Source organism: Nostoc sp. LEGE 12447 (genome assembly GCF_015206985.1).
Classification (GTDB): Bacteria; Cyanobacteriota; Cyanobacteriia; order Cyanobacteriales; family Nostocaceae; genus Nostoc.
In genome coordinates this window covers 1-18,220 of sequence record NZ_JADEXT010000050.1, presented here as the reverse complement: position 1 = coordinate 18,220, position 18,220 = coordinate 1, and the positions used below count along the sequence as shown (strand labels likewise).

General features: G+C 42.8%; 17 protein-coding genes and 2 pseudogenes. 9 read left to right on the top strand and 10 right to left on the bottom strand.

The window, feature by feature from the left end:
• Positions 1–148: 148 nt before the first annotated feature.
• A pseudogene (locus IQ274_RS30875) lies at positions 149–700 on the top strand (abortive phage infection protein); the annotation flags it as partial.
• A 28-nt stretch (positions 701–728) separates the two neighbouring features.
• Here the strand turns inward: IQ274_RS30875 and IQ274_RS30870 are convergent.
• Together IQ274_RS30870 and IQ274_RS30865 are read right to left on the bottom strand one after the other, a co-directional pair.
• Positions 729–2,234 carry an FAD-dependent oxidoreductase gene (locus IQ274_RS30870; RefSeq protein ID WP_194144512.1) on the bottom strand — a complete coding sequence of 502 codons (1,506 nt, stop codon included), beginning with the start codon at positions 2,232–2,234 and terminating at the stop codon, positions 729–731.
• Between the two features lie 303 nt (positions 2,235–2,537).
• The gene (locus IQ274_RS30865; RefSeq protein ID WP_163927778.1) at positions 2,538–2,735 is read right to left on the bottom strand and encodes a hypothetical protein; all 198 of its coding nucleotides are present in this window, start codon (positions 2,733–2,735) and stop codon (positions 2,538–2,540) included.
• A 149-nt stretch (positions 2,736–2,884) separates the two neighbouring features.
• Here IQ274_RS30865 and IQ274_RS30860 point away from each other — a divergent pair, with 149 nt between their 5' ends.
• The 3 genes from IQ274_RS30860 to IQ274_RS30850 all read left to right on the top strand — a co-directional run bounded on the left by IQ274_RS30860 (position 2,885) and on the right by IQ274_RS30850 (position 4,397).
• Positions 2,885–3,151, top strand: a complete 267-nt coding sequence (locus IQ274_RS30860; RefSeq protein WP_163927777.1) for a prevent-host-death family protein — start codon at positions 2,885–2,887, stop codon at positions 3,149–3,151.
• On the top strand, positions 3,148–3,456 hold the full coding sequence (locus IQ274_RS30855) for a type II toxin-antitoxin system RelE/ParE family toxin (RefSeq protein WP_194144511.1): 309 nt from the start codon (positions 3,148–3,150) through the stop codon (positions 3,454–3,456). The genes IQ274_RS30860 and IQ274_RS30855 overlap by 4 nt, the downstream gene beginning before the upstream one ends.
• A gap of 707 nt (positions 3,457–4,163) precedes the next feature.
• Positions 4,164–4,397, top strand: coding sequence for a sigma-70 factor domain-containing protein (locus IQ274_RS30850; RefSeq protein WP_243458359.1), 234 nt, complete (start codon positions 4,164–4,166; stop codon positions 4,395–4,397).
• Between the two features lie 152 nt (positions 4,398–4,549).
• Here IQ274_RS30850 and patX read toward each other — a convergent pair whose 3' ends face one another.
• The 4 genes from patX to IQ274_RS30835 form a co-directional block, all read right to left on the bottom strand.
• Entirely contained in the window at positions 4,550–4,780 is a 231-nt protein-coding gene (gene patX, locus IQ274_RS38150) for a heterocyst-inhibiting protein PatX (RefSeq protein ID WP_163927774.1), read from the bottom strand.
• A gap of 251 nt (positions 4,781–5,031) precedes the next feature.
• On the bottom strand, positions 5,032–7,236 hold the full coding sequence (locus IQ274_RS30845; protein WP_194144510.1) for a xanthine dehydrogenase family protein molybdopterin-binding subunit: 2,205 nt from the start codon (positions 7,234–7,236) through the stop codon (positions 5,032–5,034).
• Positions 7,233–8,234, bottom strand: a complete 1,002-nt coding sequence (locus tag IQ274_RS30840) for an FAD binding domain-containing protein (protein WP_194144509.1) — start codon at positions 8,232–8,234, stop codon at positions 7,233–7,235. The genes IQ274_RS30845 and IQ274_RS30840 overlap by 4 nt, the downstream gene beginning before the upstream one ends.
• Positions 8,221–8,769 (bottom strand): (2Fe-2S)-binding protein, encoded by a 549-nt coding sequence (locus IQ274_RS30835; RefSeq protein WP_228058471.1) that lies wholly within the window; start codon positions 8,767–8,769, stop codon positions 8,221–8,223. Before IQ274_RS30835 ends, IQ274_RS30840 begins: the two co-directional genes overlap by 14 nt.
• 208 nt (positions 8,770–8,977) lie before the next feature.
• Here IQ274_RS30835 and IQ274_RS30830 point away from each other — a divergent pair, with 208 nt between their 5' ends.
• Positions 8,978–10,174 (top strand): FAD-dependent oxidoreductase, encoded by a 1,197-nt coding sequence (locus IQ274_RS30830; protein ID WP_194144508.1) that lies wholly within the window; start codon positions 8,978–8,980, stop codon positions 10,172–10,174.
• 178 nt (positions 10,175–10,352) lie between these two features.
• Here the strand turns inward: IQ274_RS30830 and IQ274_RS30825 are convergent.
• Positions 10,353–11,235: pseudogene (locus IQ274_RS30825) on the bottom strand (IS701 family transposase); the annotation flags it as partial.
• Between the two features lie 515 nt (positions 11,236–11,750).
• Between IQ274_RS30825 and IQ274_RS37855 the strand changes: the two are divergent.
• Genes IQ274_RS37855 through IQ274_RS30805 form a run of 4 tightly spaced genes read left to right on the top strand, consistent with a single transcriptional unit; the run spans position 11,751 to position 16,644 of the window.
• Positions 11,751–11,906, top strand: coding sequence for a hypothetical protein (locus tag IQ274_RS37855; protein WP_322745389.1), 156 nt, complete (start codon positions 11,751–11,753; stop codon positions 11,904–11,906).
• A gap of 12 nt (positions 11,907–11,918) precedes the next feature.
• Positions 11,919–13,316 carry a PAS domain-containing sensor histidine kinase gene (locus IQ274_RS30815; RefSeq protein ID WP_228058470.1) on the top strand — a complete coding sequence of 466 codons (1,398 nt, stop codon included), beginning with the start codon at positions 11,919–11,921 and terminating at the stop codon, positions 13,314–13,316.
• Between the two features lie 10 nt (positions 13,317–13,326).
• Positions 13,327–16,167, top strand: a complete 2,841-nt coding sequence (locus IQ274_RS37560; RefSeq protein WP_194144507.1) for a response regulator — start codon at positions 13,327–13,329, stop codon at positions 16,165–16,167.
• Between the two features lie 57 nt (positions 16,168–16,224).
• Complete coding sequence (locus IQ274_RS30805) at positions 16,225–16,644, top strand: transposase (protein WP_265578587.1); 420 nt, start codon at positions 16,225–16,227, stop codon at positions 16,642–16,644.
• Positions 16,645–16,851: 207 nt separating this feature from the next.
• Here the strand turns inward: IQ274_RS30805 and IQ274_RS30800 are convergent, their stop codons facing one another.
• The 3 genes from IQ274_RS30800 to IQ274_RS30790 form a co-directional block, all read right to left on the bottom strand.
• Positions 16,852–17,049, bottom strand: coding sequence for a hypothetical protein (locus IQ274_RS30800; protein WP_194144505.1), 198 nt, complete (start codon positions 17,047–17,049; stop codon positions 16,852–16,854).
• A 251-nt stretch (positions 17,050–17,300) separates the two neighbouring features.
• The gene (locus tag IQ274_RS30795; protein ID WP_194144504.1) at positions 17,301–17,606 is read right to left on the bottom strand and encodes a type II toxin-antitoxin system RelE/ParE family toxin; all 306 of its coding nucleotides are present in this window, start codon (positions 17,604–17,606) and stop codon (positions 17,301–17,303) included.
• Positions 17,606–17,872 carry a type II toxin-antitoxin system ParD family antitoxin gene (locus IQ274_RS30790; RefSeq protein WP_194144503.1) on the bottom strand — a complete coding sequence of 89 codons (267 nt, stop codon included), beginning with the start codon at positions 17,870–17,872 and terminating at the stop codon, positions 17,606–17,608. Before IQ274_RS30790 ends, IQ274_RS30795 begins: the two co-directional genes overlap by 1 nt.
• Positions 17,873–18,220: the final 348 nt, after the last annotated feature.

Genomic DNA, 18,220 nt, shown 5'->3' with positions numbered 1-18,220 from the left:
GACTTGCCTCCGGCTGAAATCTGAGCTTCTGTAATCACGGGGGAGTGGCTTGAAGATGAGGACTTGGGCGACATGTTAAGGGTTTTGGTAACATAGAAATTTCTCTGACATTGCAGATATTGTATGCCCAAGACTTGGAACATCAAAAGGGATGAGTCTTCCAAGTAACATCACAGACGCAGAAAGGGAAAGATTAACCGTTTTACTGCCTCTCTTGACTCATGCTCTGTGGATAGAGCAAAGACTGTACGAAATAATCCAAGAATATATCAGCAACCCCAGAAGAAAGGGTGCCAACGATTTAGCTTCAATAGATATACCTAAAACGACGTTGTTGCCTGACAGCAAGTACTCTTTTGGGTTTGGTGCGCCAACTGACCTGGCACTACCGATAATCGCATCATATCGGGTATTTCTAGACAAGGACTATAAATGGATTCTGTCGTTTGACGAATTCGCTGAAGATTTTCTCCAACACCTGTGGAATAACTATTTCCGCAAATATTTGGTGTCGGAGAAAACAGCCGGAAATACAGTCGGCACAAAAATCAGCCACAATCAAGAGATTTGGGAAAGTTTGTATATCTCAGCGCAGAGTTATCTAAATCAGCACTTGGTGAAAATGGTTAAGTCCAGTAAGGAAGAAGAACCGAAGGTGACACAAGGTAGAAAAGGGCGTGTGCAAGCAGCTAAGAAATGATGAAACCCTTAATAGGCAATAGTTAAAGCTAAAATTTCTTTAAATCTTTCACTGTCGGACCGTGTAAAACTTCACCCTTGCAACTGAAACGTGAACCATGACAGGGACAGTCCCAACTTTTCTCGGCACTGTTCCAAGCAACAACACAACCCAAGTGAGAACATACCGCAGAAACAGCGTGTATATCTCCTGTTTGATCTCGGTAAGCGGCAACTTTATCACCATCGACAGTGACTAGCTTTCCTTCACCGATAGCCACATCTTGCAGAGATTTATTCAATCCCTTGAGGCGATCGCCTACCCAATGAGCGCCAACTTCCAAGTTTTGCTTTATACCTTGTGGAGTGAGAAAAGGAGTGGCGCGGGTTGAATCGTACAAATCAGCCGCAGGATTTTCAATGCCTAAAATCTGGTCTGAAAGTATCATTCCAGACAAGGTTCCTTGAGTCATGCCCCACAGACTAAACCCAGTTGCCACAAAGGTATGCTTGCTTAGAGGAGTTAATTTTCCTACGTATGGTATCTTGTCAAAAGAGACAAAATCCTGAGTAGACCAACGATAGTCGATGGAATCGATATCAAAGCGAGAACGGGCATAATTTTCTAAATCTAGATATTTTTCTTCAGTATTCTCCACTGTTCCCACTTGATGACCGCCGCCACCAACAAGTAGCAATAAGCCATTCTTGTCAGGAGTAGTCCGAATAGAGTAGTATTTTTCTCCTGAACCGATGTACATTCCCACAGGTGCTTTCTGCTCTGCAATCCGCGCACCAATGATGTAAGAACGTTTGGGGTAAGTTTTAGCAAAGAATAATCCTTCATCGGTAATGGGAATATTAGTTGCAACGATGACATCCAGTGCCTGAATAATTCCCTTGTCAGTAGTAACTTGACAAAGATTATCTTCATCGACCTTCAGTACTCTTGTATTTTCAAATACGTAACTTCCATTACCAGGAATCTGCTTGATCAGGTGTAAGAGATATTTGCGAGAGTGAAATTGTGCTTGGTTGTCAAACTTAACAGCACCAACAATAGGAAAGGGCAAGGAAGTTTCACGAACAAATGTGGCGGGTAGTCCGATTTTTAGTGCTGCTTCTACCTCTTTTTCAATGTCCTTGAGATGATCTTCGGTTTCTGCGAAAGTATAGGCACTTTGGCGACTAAAATCACAGTCGATTTGTTGTTCAGTAACTGTTTTAGCAACGAATTCTAGTGCTGCTTGGTTTGACTGTGCATATATCTGTGCCTTTTTTTCACCATGATTTTTAATCAAATCGGCATAAATCAATTGGTGAAGTGAGGTAACTTTGGCTGTAGTATGACCGCTAACACCAGTAGATATTTGTTGCGATTCAATTACAGCAACGGTTTTACCTGCGCGTTTAAGTAATGTTGCAGCAGTGATTCCCGCAATACCTGCACCAACAATTGCAACATCCACAGATAGATTATTGATAAGTGGTGGAAAATTAGCTGTGGGTGTTGAGTCAATCCAGTAAGAAATGTGCTTTCCTGATATATTAGGCATATTTTTTTGAGATAGTGTTCGATAAATCCAATTCTTTGATGATAGAGTTAGCCTTCAAAATAAAGGTCAGGCTGACATAGTTAGTTTTACTTGCTTCATTCGTGATTTTTTGACTTCAATAAGGGATAATGTGCCACTTTATTTGTCAATTTTGATTTATACGAATACTGTTCAAACTTATATTTAAAATAGACGTTTTTTCATATAAAACAAAACTATCTTACGGATAAGCTTGCTTGAGAAATTAGAAGAGATATATCAGCCATCAGACAGATAGTAATATAAAAAATAAAGATAACCCATCTAAGCCGTAACTCTTCTGTGGATTGGCTGTTGCAGGGATTGGGGATTTTGCCAAACCGTATCTTTCACGGGAGCAATCGAAACTGCTGGCGGCTGTTGAGAGAGAGTACAACCTTGTATGGAGACAGCAAAAGTGAACTTGATTGTTAATGCAACAAATACACAATGCAACAGTGCAAGAAATAACTCGTTTTTCACTTAGCTTGCGACAAGGTACGCCAGAACCCTGATTATTTCGTTGAGATTTTTCAATTAGTCTGCGAACCGACACGTTTAAAGTGCTATCGTCTGCACTTCTAGCTATAATTAGCCATACTAGAAACAGAAATCTCATCTATATAACTGTAATGACGATCAAAGAATTGCTATTACAAGAAATTGACAACACTCCAAACGAACTACTAGAGGATCTACTTGGGTTTTTGAAATCACTCAAAACATCTCCAAAACATCCACTAGCCACATATAGAGAACTCTTAGAACGCATTGATTATCTAGAAGCAATAGTAGGTATTCGTAAAGGACTAGATGAGTTTGAGCAGGGTGAAGGAATTCCGTCCGACCAAGCCTTGGCAGCCCTAGAACACAAACTAGGCATTCCGCCTCGCCCATGAGTTACCAGGTTCTCATTCAACCCACTGGCTTTCAAGAAATCGAAACATCCTATCGTTGGATGTGCGACAATCTGAGTGCTGAAGTAGCCAATAGCTGGTATTATGAAATTCAAGACGCTATCGCTTCACTGAAAGAATTTCCTAATCGCTGTAGCATAGCACCAGAAGCACCAGTGATTGGTCGTGAAATTCGGCAACTCTGGGTTGGAAAACGAAGAAAATATCGAGTTTTATTTGTCGTGTCAGAAAATACTGTAGCAATTCTTCATGTTCGCAACAGTCGCCAATCTGATCAGGGAGAATAGCACGAAGAAAAGCGTAAATCCCTGGTATTTCTGGATGAAAGAGTATGGAGTTGCTCCCTTCGAGTGTGGGGAATTAAGAAGATGTTGAACTCCTTCCTTGACGCACTCGCATTTAATTGTCTGAAACAGTACAGCCAACACCTTGTCAGCAAGGAGGTTTCACATAAATCTTCGTGCCATCATTCGGTATAGGGGAAAAACTCTTGTCCCCCATGCCCTACCTGACTTTTCCAGTTATCCAGTTAAGTCAGGAACTCTCAAAATAGCTTGGGTAATACCAGCTAATTAATTCTCAACAAGTTAAGTTTAATGACAAAACTTACCAGAGATAGAACTTTGGAATGGAGGTATAGTAAGCGCTCACTGGATACCGTTATAGATGATTGTGTTCTAGGTTGAATTGGCACTAAGAAAAGCTGAAACCTCCTTGCTGGCAGGGTGTGGGAGGTGTGGGAGGACGAGGAATAAGTCTTACCCCCCATTCTCCCCACTCCCCCACTCAAAAAGCAAGTTATATCCAAGTTATATCAGGGCTTTGCGATTAACTTAGTACCATTTTGTTCTAGGTTGAATTTATTTATCGCAATCTCAGGTTAATATTTTTTAGCTGTTAAATCAGGAAAATTAATTCAGCGATTTGATTTATACTTTTAAATTCGTCTAAATATCAAAAAAAGTTTTATTGTATGTCCAGCCTGAGTCCAGACATGGTTCGTATCTATTTGCAAGAGATTGGTCGTTACCCAATGCTAACCGCAGACCAAGAAATTGCTTATGGGAGGCAGGTACAGCAAATCATGGCAATTGAGCAAAGAAAAAATGAACTCACCCAACAACTAGATCGTGAGCCAACAATGGTCGAATTAAACGAGTTCGTCAAATTCAGCAGCAAGCAATCACTGTTCTACGTCGTCAAAAAACTGAAATTCAACAGTATTTAGTTTCGTGAGAAGCACTCATTGATGATATTTTAGGGGCTAATTAGCAAAAAAAGAAGTGTGGAGGTAGGGTTGCAAGTTTGGGTGTAGGGAAAGACAGAAAGTCTTACTACACCCCACACCTTTTGATTTTTCAGATACTGTGAAAAGTTAGGTTAAACAAGAAGATCAATCTTTTTGAAAGGTTCAATTAAATATCTACGTCCACCGCCTCTATAAGGTACAGGGGTACTGGGAGTATTAGATTTAGTAATTTCTAAAAATAACTGTTGTGTTTTATAAGTAGGATACAGGGTCTGAGATAATTTATTTATCTGTATTTGGTCATTAAGACTTAGTAAACTAAACAGGAAAGTCAAGACTAAAACATAAGATGTAAAAGGCATAGTTAATAGCTCTATGTTATCTCTATTAACTAATACCTAGTATTTTTAAATTATCCGGTAAATATATCTAAATATAATGGCAAGAGTGTCTTAATTTTGGGTTGATATCGCAATATAACTTGGTTTGAATACGACTATTATATAGATATTTAACAAAAAAACTAATGAAAAAAGTCATGGATTTGACCATGACTTTTAGCACAAATAAATGATCGTTTTAGTCCATGATGTTTTTTAATAATCTAGAAATTTTAATCAATCCCGGATTCAGACAACTTGTCTAGTGTAATTGGTAGGTCACGAATCCGTTTACCTGTGGCATGATACACTGCATTAGATATAGCTGCTGCTACCCCAACAATCGGAAGTTCACCCAAGCTTTTTGTCCCTAGAGTATTCACATAAGGATCGTGTTCCCCAATAAATAGTACTTCCATATTTGGGATATCTGCATGAACGGGAATCAGGTAATCAGAAAGGTTAGCATTAACTATTCTGCCCTGATTTGTATCCATTACAGTTTTCTCCATCAGCGCCATACTGATTCCCCATGTAATCCCACCGAGAACCTGACTTCGCGCTGTCTTGAAGTTGAGAATTCGTCCTGCATCATAAACTCCTACGCAACGTCTAACTTTGATTTCTCCCAACACTTCATCGACTGCTACTTCCACAAAAATTGCACCAAATGAGTGTTTGGCGTATTGCTTACCCTCTGGGTTGAGTGAGGTTTGCTCTGTGACTTCTAAACTTTCTAATTCGTGACGGCGCAGAATATCGGTGTAGCTGTCTCTTTTGGAATGATCGTGTTTTAAAAATATTTGCCCTGACTCGACGGTAATATCTTCTGCTTGAGATTGATAAAGCGGAGAATTTGGATCTTTGCTCGCCATTTGGATTATTCTATCCCGTGCAGCGATCGCAGCTTTATACACCGCCGGGGAAACACTAGCAACTGTAATTGAGTTACCCGTAATGGGCGCTTTCGGAAAATTGCTATCACCTAGTTCAAACTGCACTGGTAAGCCTAATACCTCAGCAGCTACCTGCGTCATCACTGTATAAGTACCTGTACCAATATCTTGGGTTCCACTTTGTAGCCGCACCTTTCCACTGGCAAAAATTTCTACTTTGACTGATGCAGTTTCAACATTAGTGGGGAATGTTGCACTAGCCATTCCCCAACCAATTAGGAAATAACCATCTCGCATGGAACGGGGAATTGGGTTGCGTTGGAACCAACCAAAAATTTCTCCCCCTTTTTGGTAACATTCTTTTAGGAACTTACTTGACCAAGGTAATCCTTGGTGGGGATCGATATCTGCATGATTTTTTAGTCTTAGTTCAATTGGGTCAATATTTAAGGTGTATGCTAGTTCATCCATTGCTGACTCTAGGGCAAACATCCCTGTCGCTTCTCCTGGCCCACGCATAAAGGTTGGTGTGGCGGCGTTGATACGTGCTAGACGGTATTTAATTTCCAGATTTGGACAGGCGTACATCATTGTTGTTGCTGCACCAACTGGTTCTACAAAGTCATCATATAGCGATGTTAAGGATGTGCCAATGTGATGAATAACGGTTAGTTTACCTTCGGTGGTTGCACCTAGCGTTAGCTGCTGCTGAGTTTGGGATCTGTGGCCGCAAGCTGTGTACATTTGCGATCGCGTTAGCACAACTTTTACAGGGCGTTTTACTTGACGAGATGCGATCGCAGCTAAAATAGTATGCGATCGCAACAATGCCTTACAACCAAATCCTCCGCCTAAATATTTAGAGATAACACGGACATTTTCTTGAGGAATATTCAGAACAGATGCGATCGCTTTTTGGGTTGCGGAAATGCCTTGAGTAGTTTCATACAGCGTCAAATTATCTCCTTCCCAGATTGCGATCGTTCCAGAAGGCTCTAGGGGATTATGATGTTCCATTGGCGTGGTATAAATTTGCTCTACCAGAACATCTGCTTGAGCTTTCCCAGATTCCACATCCCCCCTGGTGATTTTACCTGGCATCATGCCAAAAAATATTGATTCGGGTTCAAATATCTCTGCATCTGCTACTGTGACTATCGCAGTGGCTTCTTCGTAGATAATTTTAACTAGGGAGGCAGCGGTTTCGGCTTGTTCTAAAGTTTGGGCAATTACAATGCCCAAATGTTGACCATCGTAGTAAATATTATCGTCTTTTTCGGTTGGTTGAGGCTGGGGAGATGAAAAGAAGGGGATTTTTACCAGAGATGGAGTTTGTTTGTAGGTAATGATATCTACAACACCAGGGACGGCGGTGGCGGCGGATGTATCTATTTGGATAACTTTACCGCTTGTGATCGCACTTTGAAAAATCACTCCATAAGTTAAATTTTCTATAGCAACATCGGCTGTATAGGGTGCTTCTCCGGTAACTTTGAGTTTGCCATCAACGCGATCGAGCGGTTTACCGATAATTTTATTCATAATTTTTCTGTCACAACTGAAAGCGCACGTACCAAAGCGCCTTTAACTAATTCAATTTTGAATTCATTATGTGTTTGCGGTTTTGCTTCTTTAACAGCTGCTTCTCCTGCGGCTTTAAAGGTAGCTTCGTTAATTGCTTTACCTTTGAGAAATTCCTCGGCATCCCTTGCACGCCAAGGTTTGGGTGCTACCCCACCAAAAGCGATTCGTGCTGATTGAATTATGTCCTGTTCTAACTCTATGGCAATAGCTACGGAAACGAGAGCAAATTGGTAGGAAGCTCGATCTCTAACTTTTAAATAATAGGACTTACATACAGAATTTGGAACTTCAATAGCAACGATTAATTCTCCAGGCTGTAATAAAGTTTCTTTTTCTGGTGTATCACCTGGTAAGAGATAAAAATCATGAATTGAAATTTGACGTTCTTTTTCCACCCCTTGGATGTAAATTATCGCATCTAATGCCGTTAATGCTACAGCTAAATCGGAAGGATGAACGGCAATACAATGTTCACTTGCTCCGAAAATAGCGTGCATTCGATTGTAGCCTGTAATTGCGGCACAACCTAAACCTGGGGTGCGCTTATTACAAGGAAAAACCGGATCGCGAAAGTAGCCACAACGGACTCGTTGTAGTAAATTACCGCCCACTGTTGCCATATTTCGTAGCTGCGGTGAAGCACTTTGTAACAATGCTTGACTAATTACTGGATAACATTCCTGAATTTTGGGATGAAAAGCCACGTCACTCATACGAGAGATTGCACCAATACGGATTCCATTCGCAAGAGATGCAATATCTGTTAAGGGCAAATTATTAATATCAATTAATATATTCGCTGTTTGGACTCCATCTTTCATTAATCCCAGGATATCTGTACCACCAGCGATAAATGCAGCAGTTTCGTTTTGTTCAACCGTAGCGTTCCCGCTTCGGGTTGCCGCAGGCATCGCAGCATCTTGTGAAGTAACTTTAGCATAACTAAATGGCTGCATTTTCCATTTCCTCTAGCACATCTCGAATCGCCGCAATAATATTTGGATATGCTCCACAACGGCAAAGGTTTCCACTCATTTTTTCTCGAATTTCTGCCTCAGATTTTGGTGGTTCTTCTAATATCATCCCTACGGCTGATACAATTTGACCCGATGTGCAGTAACCACATTGAAAAGCATCATGGGTGATAAAGGCTGTTTGCATGGGGTGGAGTTTGTCATCTTGCGCTAATCCCTCAATCGTGGTAATTTCAGCGTCGATATGCATTACTGCTAGAGTCATACAGGAGTTAATTCTGCGACCATTGATTAGAATAGTACATGCACCACATTCACCACGATCGCAAGCTTTTTTAGTGCCCATCAAACCCAGCTTCTCTCGGAGTGCATCCAGTAAAGTAAGGCGAGGTTCTAGTTTTACTGAGTAGGAGATATTATTGATGTTCAGCGATAATTCTACTTCTTCGGAAGCAAATATTTGTAATTTTTGGGTAAGAGAGTTTGAAGTTATTGGATCTAAAAACTTTTCTTTCATGTTGAATGATGATACTAATAGTTTTTTCAGATGTTTATTGAATTTGATCTCGCAGTCCGCTTTGATTTTAGAATTGATTTGCATTGGCGGGCAAGAGTAAAGAGGCAATAGGAAAAACTTGGGGCTGAAGAAACAAGTCTGAAAAGTAGTCAACTTCCACCACAGTCTATTATTACTTTTTTGTAGCTCAGACAATTAACCTCACATTATGAATATAAACCCAACTGAGAAATTATCCCAACCCATAGTAGAAAAAGTTGCCATTGTTGGTGCTGGCCCAGGCGGTTTAGCTGCTGCTATAGCACTGAGAAGCCAAGGGATAGACGTTCAAATATACGAAAAAGCTCAAGAGTTTCGTCCGGCTGGAACTGGGCTAGGACTAGCTCCCAATGGCTTGAATTTTTTAGATGCGATCGCACCGGGAATTGTCGAAACCCTTAAAGGTTCAGGGTGTGAGGTTCACCACACGGTTTTAAAGGATTTTCGGGGAGAAACAATCCGGGCTAATGCAAGTAAATACCAAGAGAAATATGGACAGCCATTAGTGACTGTTTGGTGGTATCGTCTACAGCAAGTCTTAGCATCTAGATTACCATCTGATATAATTCATCTCAATCATCGCTGTATCGGCTTTGAGCAAGATGAAAACGGTGTGAAAATTCGTTTTGATGGCGAAAAATCGGTATATGCAGATTTACTGATTGGCGCTGATGGTGTTAACTCTGTAATTAGAGAAATTTTATTTGGCGAGGGTAAGCCTAATTATATTGGTAGTATGTGTTGGCGTGCCGTCATCAAATATCACCACGAGCTATTTAATGACTATGAATTAGTGTTCGTCAAAGGCAATCAACAGTTCATGTACCTTCTGAATGTGGGCGGCGGCTATATGAGTTGGATTAGTCGTAAGTTTTCTCCTGAATACTCTCTTTGCCACAGCGCCGATGAAGTCAAATCTCGTATTCTCCATGAATTGGCTGATTGGGATGAATCCTTTCAAGTGGTAGTACAAGCAACACCAGCCGAGCAAATTTGGGAAGGGCCGATTTGCGATCGCCCACCATTAACTCACTGGAGTCAAGGCAGAGTTACACTTTTAGGCGATGCTGCCCATCCGATGGCTCCAGCTATGGGACAGGGAGCGAATACTACTTTTGAAGATGCTTATGAATTGCGAGAGTGTTTTTCTCAATCAGCTAATCTCCAGGAAGCCTTAACTAGCTACGAACAGCGTCGTATGCAGCGCACAGAAATTATCCAAGCTCGTAGCGCTTTGGGTGAGATGCGCTACTACGAATCTAACACCGTGGCATCAAACGGGCAACGGGAACAGACAATGAGCCTTAATGATGATTTTCATAAATGGCTGTATGATTACAAGCCATCTGCAACAATTAAATTCTAGTGGCAACTACCAGGTAAGATACCTGCACCTTACAATGAATTTGCACAAAGATGGGGAAATATTGATTTTACAAAATATGTAAAACTTTTGTCAAAGCAAGCTGATGCGCTTTTCAAGCGTGCCATTCAATTATGACCCAACATTGGGAATCAACTTAACCGGAACATGATCTTGGCAAGTTTCCCAAATCCTTGAGTAAAGGCATATTCATGTCTGGATACTTACTCATGACATACCAAGTAGTGTTATCAGGTAAATTCTCACTATCTGTGGTAATCTGCCAATATCTTTTTTCTTGTCGTTTGCCGTGAATTATTTCTCTAATAAATCGATTTTCACTTCTAAGGTCTGAAAATACTCTTTTAAACTTGTGACACTTTAAATATTGAGTATGTTGTCTCGGAAGTAAATCCACATCATGGTTTGAGCGAATCGCCACTATATAGTTTAGATTCATTTCATCTAACACAGATATGAAGTTAGTTCCACTTTCTCCATACAAACTGTCTGCCAGTACTAAGTTAAATTTAAAGCCCATTGACTTGAGCTTTCGCATTAGAATTGCTGCTATTTGTGGCTTGGTTAGGTATTTATCTTCTGGCTTTAATCTTTTACGAGGCTTATATATTTCAAATAGCAGTGGAAAAGTCATACCGCAGAATACGCCATACGCTGTTACTGCCACAATTCCATTCTCTACTTTTCCTAAGTTCCCTATATACTGCCGTTTTACGTAATCTGTTTTATTCCCTTTCTTTCTGTCTCCTGTTTCATCAATAATTAGAATGATTGGTCTGCCTTTTAGCACTTGTAAAATTAGTTCTAATCGCAACACTCTTAACTTTTCTATATTCCAAGGTGATGTAGTTAAAAAATGATGCAACCCAAGAGTGATTATCCAATCCTACAATTTTTGCTATTTCTGGTAGGGTTTTCCGTTTTAGCTCAGAAACACAGCCTACATGAAGATATTTAAAAGCCTCAAAACTCCTAACATCTGGAAACAGGCTTTTATACCACTGGCAATATTCGTCCACAAATTTGACTTCACAGTAGCGAATGTATTCATATGTGCTTCTCCATTTGGATGTTTTCTTGCCTTTTGCAGTCACATATTTGTCCAGGGTCTGGAATTCTTTGAGTAGTTTCCCTAACCCATCTAGGCAGATGTTCGCCAGCAATGGGCTGAGACATCCGCCTTGCGGGACTGCTGCTCATTTATCCCCAGCAACTGCACTAAGCCGAAGGGCTGGGCATTTTATTTATTGGATCTTTTTTGCATACAAGAAATCAAACTAGGCAATGTTTGGTGAGTGCTAGAATGCTTGTCCTGCTTGCTTTACAGCCAAGTGCGTTAATTTTGGCACGATTGCTACCACAACGCCAATATCTGTACCTTTTGATAAATAATGGGTCACGTGACTTATCATTCTTTAAATAGAAAAGGATTGATTATGGTAGATACATCAAAGTTATATAGCAGTCGTCAGGTTGACGCATCAGCACTGGTGCGTCAACTGAGACAATTGTTAGGACTCACACAGGAGCAGTTTGCGGCTGAGGTGGGGTGACGCTGGTGACGATCAATCGTTGGGAAAATAACCGAGCCAAGCCACTACCCTTAGCACTCAAGCAAATTAAAGCCAAGCTCAACCAACTGAAAGATTCACCTATTGAAGCCTATCGAACAGGTGCTAAATCCCTACTGCTCGATTACTTTGGCGAAGCGTGACCGGGGGAACAGATGCTGAATTTTCAAACCTTATTTGAATCAATACCGGGATTGTATATCGTCTACTCACTGGACTTTGTGATTGTTGGGGGAAGTGATGCTTACTTTCGGGCGACCAAAACCAAACGAGAAGAGGTCGTTGGTCGCCATTTGTTCGAGGTTTTTCCAGACAATCCTGACGATCCTAAAGCTAATGGAGTTCGGAATTTACGTGCCTCGCTAGAAAGCGTACTCAAGCATCGCCAGCCCCACACAATGGTAGTGCAAAAGTATGACATTCGCCGCCCGGAATCAGAAGGCGGTGGTTTTGAGGAGCGGTATTGGACACCAACCAACTCGCCAGTCTTTGATGAAAACGGTGAGATGACACACATTATTCACCGAGCCGAAGATGTCACTGAGTTTGTGCGGGTGCAGCAGCAGCGAAATGAACAGCGTCAGATGAATCAATCACTCCAGAGTCGCACCGACCAAATGGAGATGGAAATTTATGCTAGATCGCAGGAGTTACGAGAGGTCAACGAAAAACTGCAAGCGGCGAATGAGGCATTGTCAGAACTTGATCGCGCCAAAACTGTTTTTTTCAGCAATATCTCCCATGAGTTTCGCACGCCTTTAACACTGATGTTGAGTCCGCTCGAAGACTTGTTACTCGACACTCAAACTCCATTAGCGCCCCAACAGCGCGATAGCCTTGAACTCGTGCAGCGCAATGGACTCCGGTTGCTGAAATTAGTCAACACGCTGCTTGATTTTTCGCGACTGGAAGCAGGGCGAATGCAAGCATCCTATGAACCGATTGACTTAGCCGCATTGACAACAGAGCTAGCTAGTATGTTTTGCTCGCTGACCGAACGAGCTGGTCTGGAGTTCGCGATCAACTGTCCGACCTTGCCAGAAGCAATCTATATCGATCGCCAAATGTGGGAGAAAATTGTATTTAATTTATTATCGAATGCCTTTAAGTTTACGTTGACGGGAACCATCACTGTTCGGTTGCAGCGCGATCGCAATACTGTTAATTTAATCGTTGAAGATACTGGAATTGGCATTCCAGAAGCTGAAATTTCGCACCTGTTTGAACGGTTTTATCAAGTTAAAGGGTTACAGGGACGAAGTTTTGAAGGCTCTGGAATTGGCTTATCGCTCGTGCAAGAGCTGGTAAAGTTGCATGGCGGTACCATCAGCGTTACCAGCGTTTTAGGAGAGGGTAGCCGATTTACAGTTTCTATTCCAACTGGGTGCGCGCATTTACCACAAGAACGGTTAAATGCCCCTGGGACTGTGGCATCAAACACACTCAGCGCCACGCCATACATTGAAGAAGTTTCGCGCTGGCTTTTGGAAGAAGTAGGGGGGCAGAGGAGCAGGGGGGCAGGGGGGCAGAGGAGATACAGAGAAAGAAGGTAGTTTTGATAGAGTGTTTTTCCCCTCTGTTGCTTCTGCCCGTATCCTTCTGGCAGATGACAACGCCGACATGCGCGATTATGTGCGGCGATTGTTGAGTCAACGGTATGAGGTTGAGACAGTCGCTGATGGAATGGCGGCTCTGGCTGCAATCCAGGTACAGCAACCGGATTTGATTCTCAGTGATGTAATGATGCCGGGGCTGGATGGGTATGAGTTGCTGCATCAACTGCGGGCTGACCCCCAAACCAGAGAATTGCCCGTAATTTTGCTATCAGCGCGGGCGGGCGAAGAGGCTCGTGTAGAAGGACTGGCAGAGGGAGCCGATGATTATTTAATCAAACCGTTTTCGGCTCGCGAACTACTGGCTCGTGTTGAATCAACTTTAAAACTGATAGATATCCGCAAACAAGCCGAAGCTGACTTACGGGAAACCCACGTGCAATTGGAGTCCGCTTTAGCAGCAGGAGCCATTTACACATGGCGGTGGAAGATTCCTGAGAATCTAGTAATCGTGAATGCAGCATTTGCTCACTTGTTTGGCGTTGACCCTGTGGAAGCAACAACAGGGTTGCCGATTGAACTGTTTGTACAAGCAATGCACGAAGAAGACCGCCCACGAACGGTCGCTGCAATTAATCAGGCGATTGCAACTGGGGAAGAATATGTTAGTGAGTACCGCGTTTATACGGCAAGAGGCGAGGAGCGCTGGCTTGCCGCACGCGGCCGAGTTGAATATGCTGCTGATGGCAGACCGATTGCTTTTCCTGGAGCATTAGCAGACATCACCGAACGCAAACAAACCGAAGACGCTTTGCGCCAATCTGAGGAACGCTATCGAACTTTGTTTGAGTCCATTGACGAAGGCTTTTGTGTAATTGAAGTGCTATTTGATGCAAACAGTAAGCCCATCGATTATCGCTTTTTGGAAATAAATCCGGCGTTCGAGAAACAAACGGGACTCAACGACGCACAAGGCAAAAGGATGCGCGAGTTAGCTCCAAATCATGAAGAGTATTGGTTTGAAATTTACGGTAAAATTGTCCTAACAGGACAACCCCATCGCTTTGAGAATCGCGCCGAAGCGCTGTACCGTTGGTTTGACGTGTATGCGTTTCCCATTGGGCAGCCACAGAGCCGAAAAGTAGCGATATTGTTTAACGATATCACTGATCGCAAGCAAATTGAAGCGACTTTGAAAGCAAGCAACGAACGGCTGAAGCTGCTTTCAGAAGTTGCCAACGATCTGTTGCTCAACGAAGATCCCAAGGTGTTTTTAGCCAGTTTGTTTGAAAAAATTTCGACTTATTTGGGACTGGAAGTTTTCTTTAATTACTTGTTTCAAGAAGACCAGCAGCACCTTAAACTTAATACCTATGGCGGTATCTCGGAAGACATTGCTTTAGGAGCTAAATTTTTGGAGTTAGGGCAGGGTGTATGTGGTTATGCGGTACAACATCGCCAGCCAGCTATCGTTGAAAATGCGCTCTCAACCACCAATCCACTCGCCCTTCCAGTTCAATCAATCGGTATCAGAGCTTATGCTAGTCATCCGTTAATCGTGGGCAATCGCGTCTTAGGTACACTAGGGCTGGGAACTCGTCAACGCGATCGCTTTACGCCCGACGAACTCGAACTCATGCAAACAGTAGCCAATCAAGTAGCTGCTGCCTTAGAGCGATCGTGCTTAATTGCAGAGTTACAGGCACGAGCCGAAGCTTTAGATCGAAGTAATCGCATTAAAGATGAGTTCTTGGCGGTTCTTTCCCATGAACTGAGAACGCCCATGAATCCAATTCTGGGATGGTCAAAACTGTTGCAGCAAGGAAAGCTGGATGCCCAAAAAACGAATGCTGCGATCGCCACAATTGAGCGCAACGCCCAGCTTCAAGTGCAACTCATTGATGACTTGCTGGACATTTCCCGGATTCTGAGCGGCAAAATGAGCTTATCAGCCTCATCCATTGACCTCAATGTAGTGATTTGGACCGCGCTGGAAACAGTTCGGCTAGCCGCAGAAGCCAGGTCAATCCAAATTCAGACGATCGTCTCGCCCATTCTAGGCCTGGTAATCGGGGATGCAGGGCGATTGCAGCAAGTCGTGTGGAATTTGCTGTCGAATGCCGTTAAGTTTACACATAATGGTGGGCAAGTCACAATTGCCCTCGCTCAAACTGAAAGTCATGCCCAAATTCAAATCACCGATACTGGAAAAGGAATTAGTGGCGACTTTCTGCCCTACGTGTTTGAGCATTTCCGCCAAGAAGATAGCGCAACCACCCGCAAATTTGGCGGACTTGGCTTGGGATTAGCGATCGTGCGCCAAATTGTGGAAATGCATGGCGGAACAGTCACAGTAGACAGTCCTGGTGTTGGACTAGGAGCGACATTCACAGTTAAAATTCCACTTGCACCTGGGTTAACTCAAGCACCAACCTTGGAGGGATCGCCCGTTCAGGATAGTGATTTGAACGGCATTCACATTTTAGTCGTCGATGATGAAACGGACTCGCGGGACTTCATCGCTTTTGTTTTAGAACAAGATGAGGCGATCGTCACGGCTGTTGCATCTGGGACTGAGGCGTTGCAAGCGATCGCTCAATCCATTCCCAACATCATCATCAGTGACATTGGGATGCCCCAGATGGATGGCTATATGCTAATGCGCCAAATTCGTACTCTTGGGCTTGAACAAGGCGGACAAATTCCTGCTATTGCCTTAACAGCTTATGCCGGAGAACTCGATCAAAACCTTGCGATCGCCGCCGGATTTCAACATCACCTCGCCAAACCCTTCGATCCAGAAGTTTTGGTGGCGATCGTCGTTGAATTAACCAGAAAACTTACTCATTAGCAGTTCAACTCGGGAGCAACGCGAAAAAGTGAGATCGGGGTTTAGTTTTCAGTGACGATGATTGGAGCGATGTCAACGGAAGGCATCATTGCTGCCATGACTTTTACTGGCGGTACTAATGCATCAGCATTTGAAACTTATGTCACTCAGGTTTTGGTTCCAAATCTTTGGTCAGGCGCAACTGTTGTCATGGATAATTTCAGTTCTCACAAAGTCGCAGGTATCAAGGAAGCCATTGAAGCCGTTGGGGCAAGGCTAGTGTACTTATCTCCTTATTCTCCTGATTTTTCACCGATTGAAAACTGTTGGTCGAAAGTAAAAGAATTTTTGCGTAGGCGTAGCCCGCCGCAGGTATCACAAGCTTCTAGAACATATCAACAGTTAGACGAGGCCATTACAAATGCTCTGAATACAGTAACTAAAAAAGACATTATTGGATGGTTTACCCACTGCTGTTACTATATTGCACCCAACTGAGAACCGCTATATTCCCAGGGCGAACGCACGGTATTTCTGAAACCCCTGCTGGATAAGGATATTGACGAAAAAATAGGTTAAATTAAAAAACGCTAAAACCCTTGCTATTAAAGGATTCTTATACTTTAGATGCGTTTGCCCTGACGCGATCGCTGTGCTCAACTGGTGACAGGTAGCGGCAGACGCTCTGCTATGGCTTTACTTTTATTAATCATCATCATAATCCCAGCGACGATGATGACCACGACCCCAGTGACCATGACCATGACCCCAGTGACCATGACCATGACCCCAGTGACCATGACCATGACCATGACCATGACCCCCGTGACCACCGGATAGAAGCTGCTGTTCGTTTGTGGATAGTTCTGTCAGCAACTCACATATGTTAATTTGATCCGACATAATTACCTCAGAGCAAAAATCAACAGCCTTTCTCTCAGGAGTAATCAGATAAATCAGAGTCACAAAGCCAACTTTACAAAGACGAAAATTTATAAATACCCAAAAAATGACAGCACCGAGGTTTTAGGCTTTAAACTTTCATAGCAATTCTAAAACTTTTACAGTTTGGGTAACTTCTGCTACGACTGAATTAGCTGCATTGAAGCGTTTACTATGTGTGGCAAACTACAGATAGCAATCTGAGAGCTTGATTATTTTCCAGCAAGTTCTCGCGCAATATCCATATTGGCCGCCAGTACTCGCACGATTTCAACAGGGTTTTCCCCTCGATAGATCAGGAAATAGCGGGGATGCACCAACCAGAAACGAACGGGTAACGGTGTCAGGTCAGAACGATACTGCCCTATCCTGGGATTATCTGTCAGCAACTCACAAGCACAAAGCAGTTTATCCAGCATCCGTTCGGCAGCATCTAGATTATCTCGCGGAATATAAGCGTAAATCAAAGCCAAGTCTTCTTCTGCTTGCTCAGAGAAAACATAAGGTTTTGGGTTCATCAATCGGATTTTTTCATCAACTTTTGCGCCTTGTTACGAATGCGATCGCGTGCGCCAGAGGCGGGAAGAGTTTGGCCATTGTCAAGTTGGCCTAGACCAATGGCAATCTGTTCATTGAGCCACAGTTTATATTCCTCGGAATGGTCGTTAAAGCGTTTCAACAGACGCAATCCTTCCCGAATCACTTCACTTTGAGAATGGTACAAACCAGACTCAACCTGTTTCTGCACAAACGCTTCTAGCTCAGGAGTCAGGGAAATATTCATTTATGCCTCACAATCAACCAGAATCGCTATTATAATAACAGTTTTTGTTATTGCTTGCCTTTAACAGTATAGTCAAAGGTTAAGGCAGGACGTTTCAAAAATTTTCAGCTATGTTATGGGAGAAATACAATCAACCATAGTGCGAGTGCTTGCGCTGTGACTTGTCAGTTCCCTTGTCTTAATTTGGTTAAGCTTTCGTACTGCTAGAGGCATTACAATTCTGGCGTTGCTGAATCAAAATATGAATCAGGCGATCGCTGGAATAAAACTTGTACCTCACATCGTGAGCGGCACTGAACCATACTTAAGATAATGTATGACCAGTCGGATAGAGTGTCTCAGCATTTT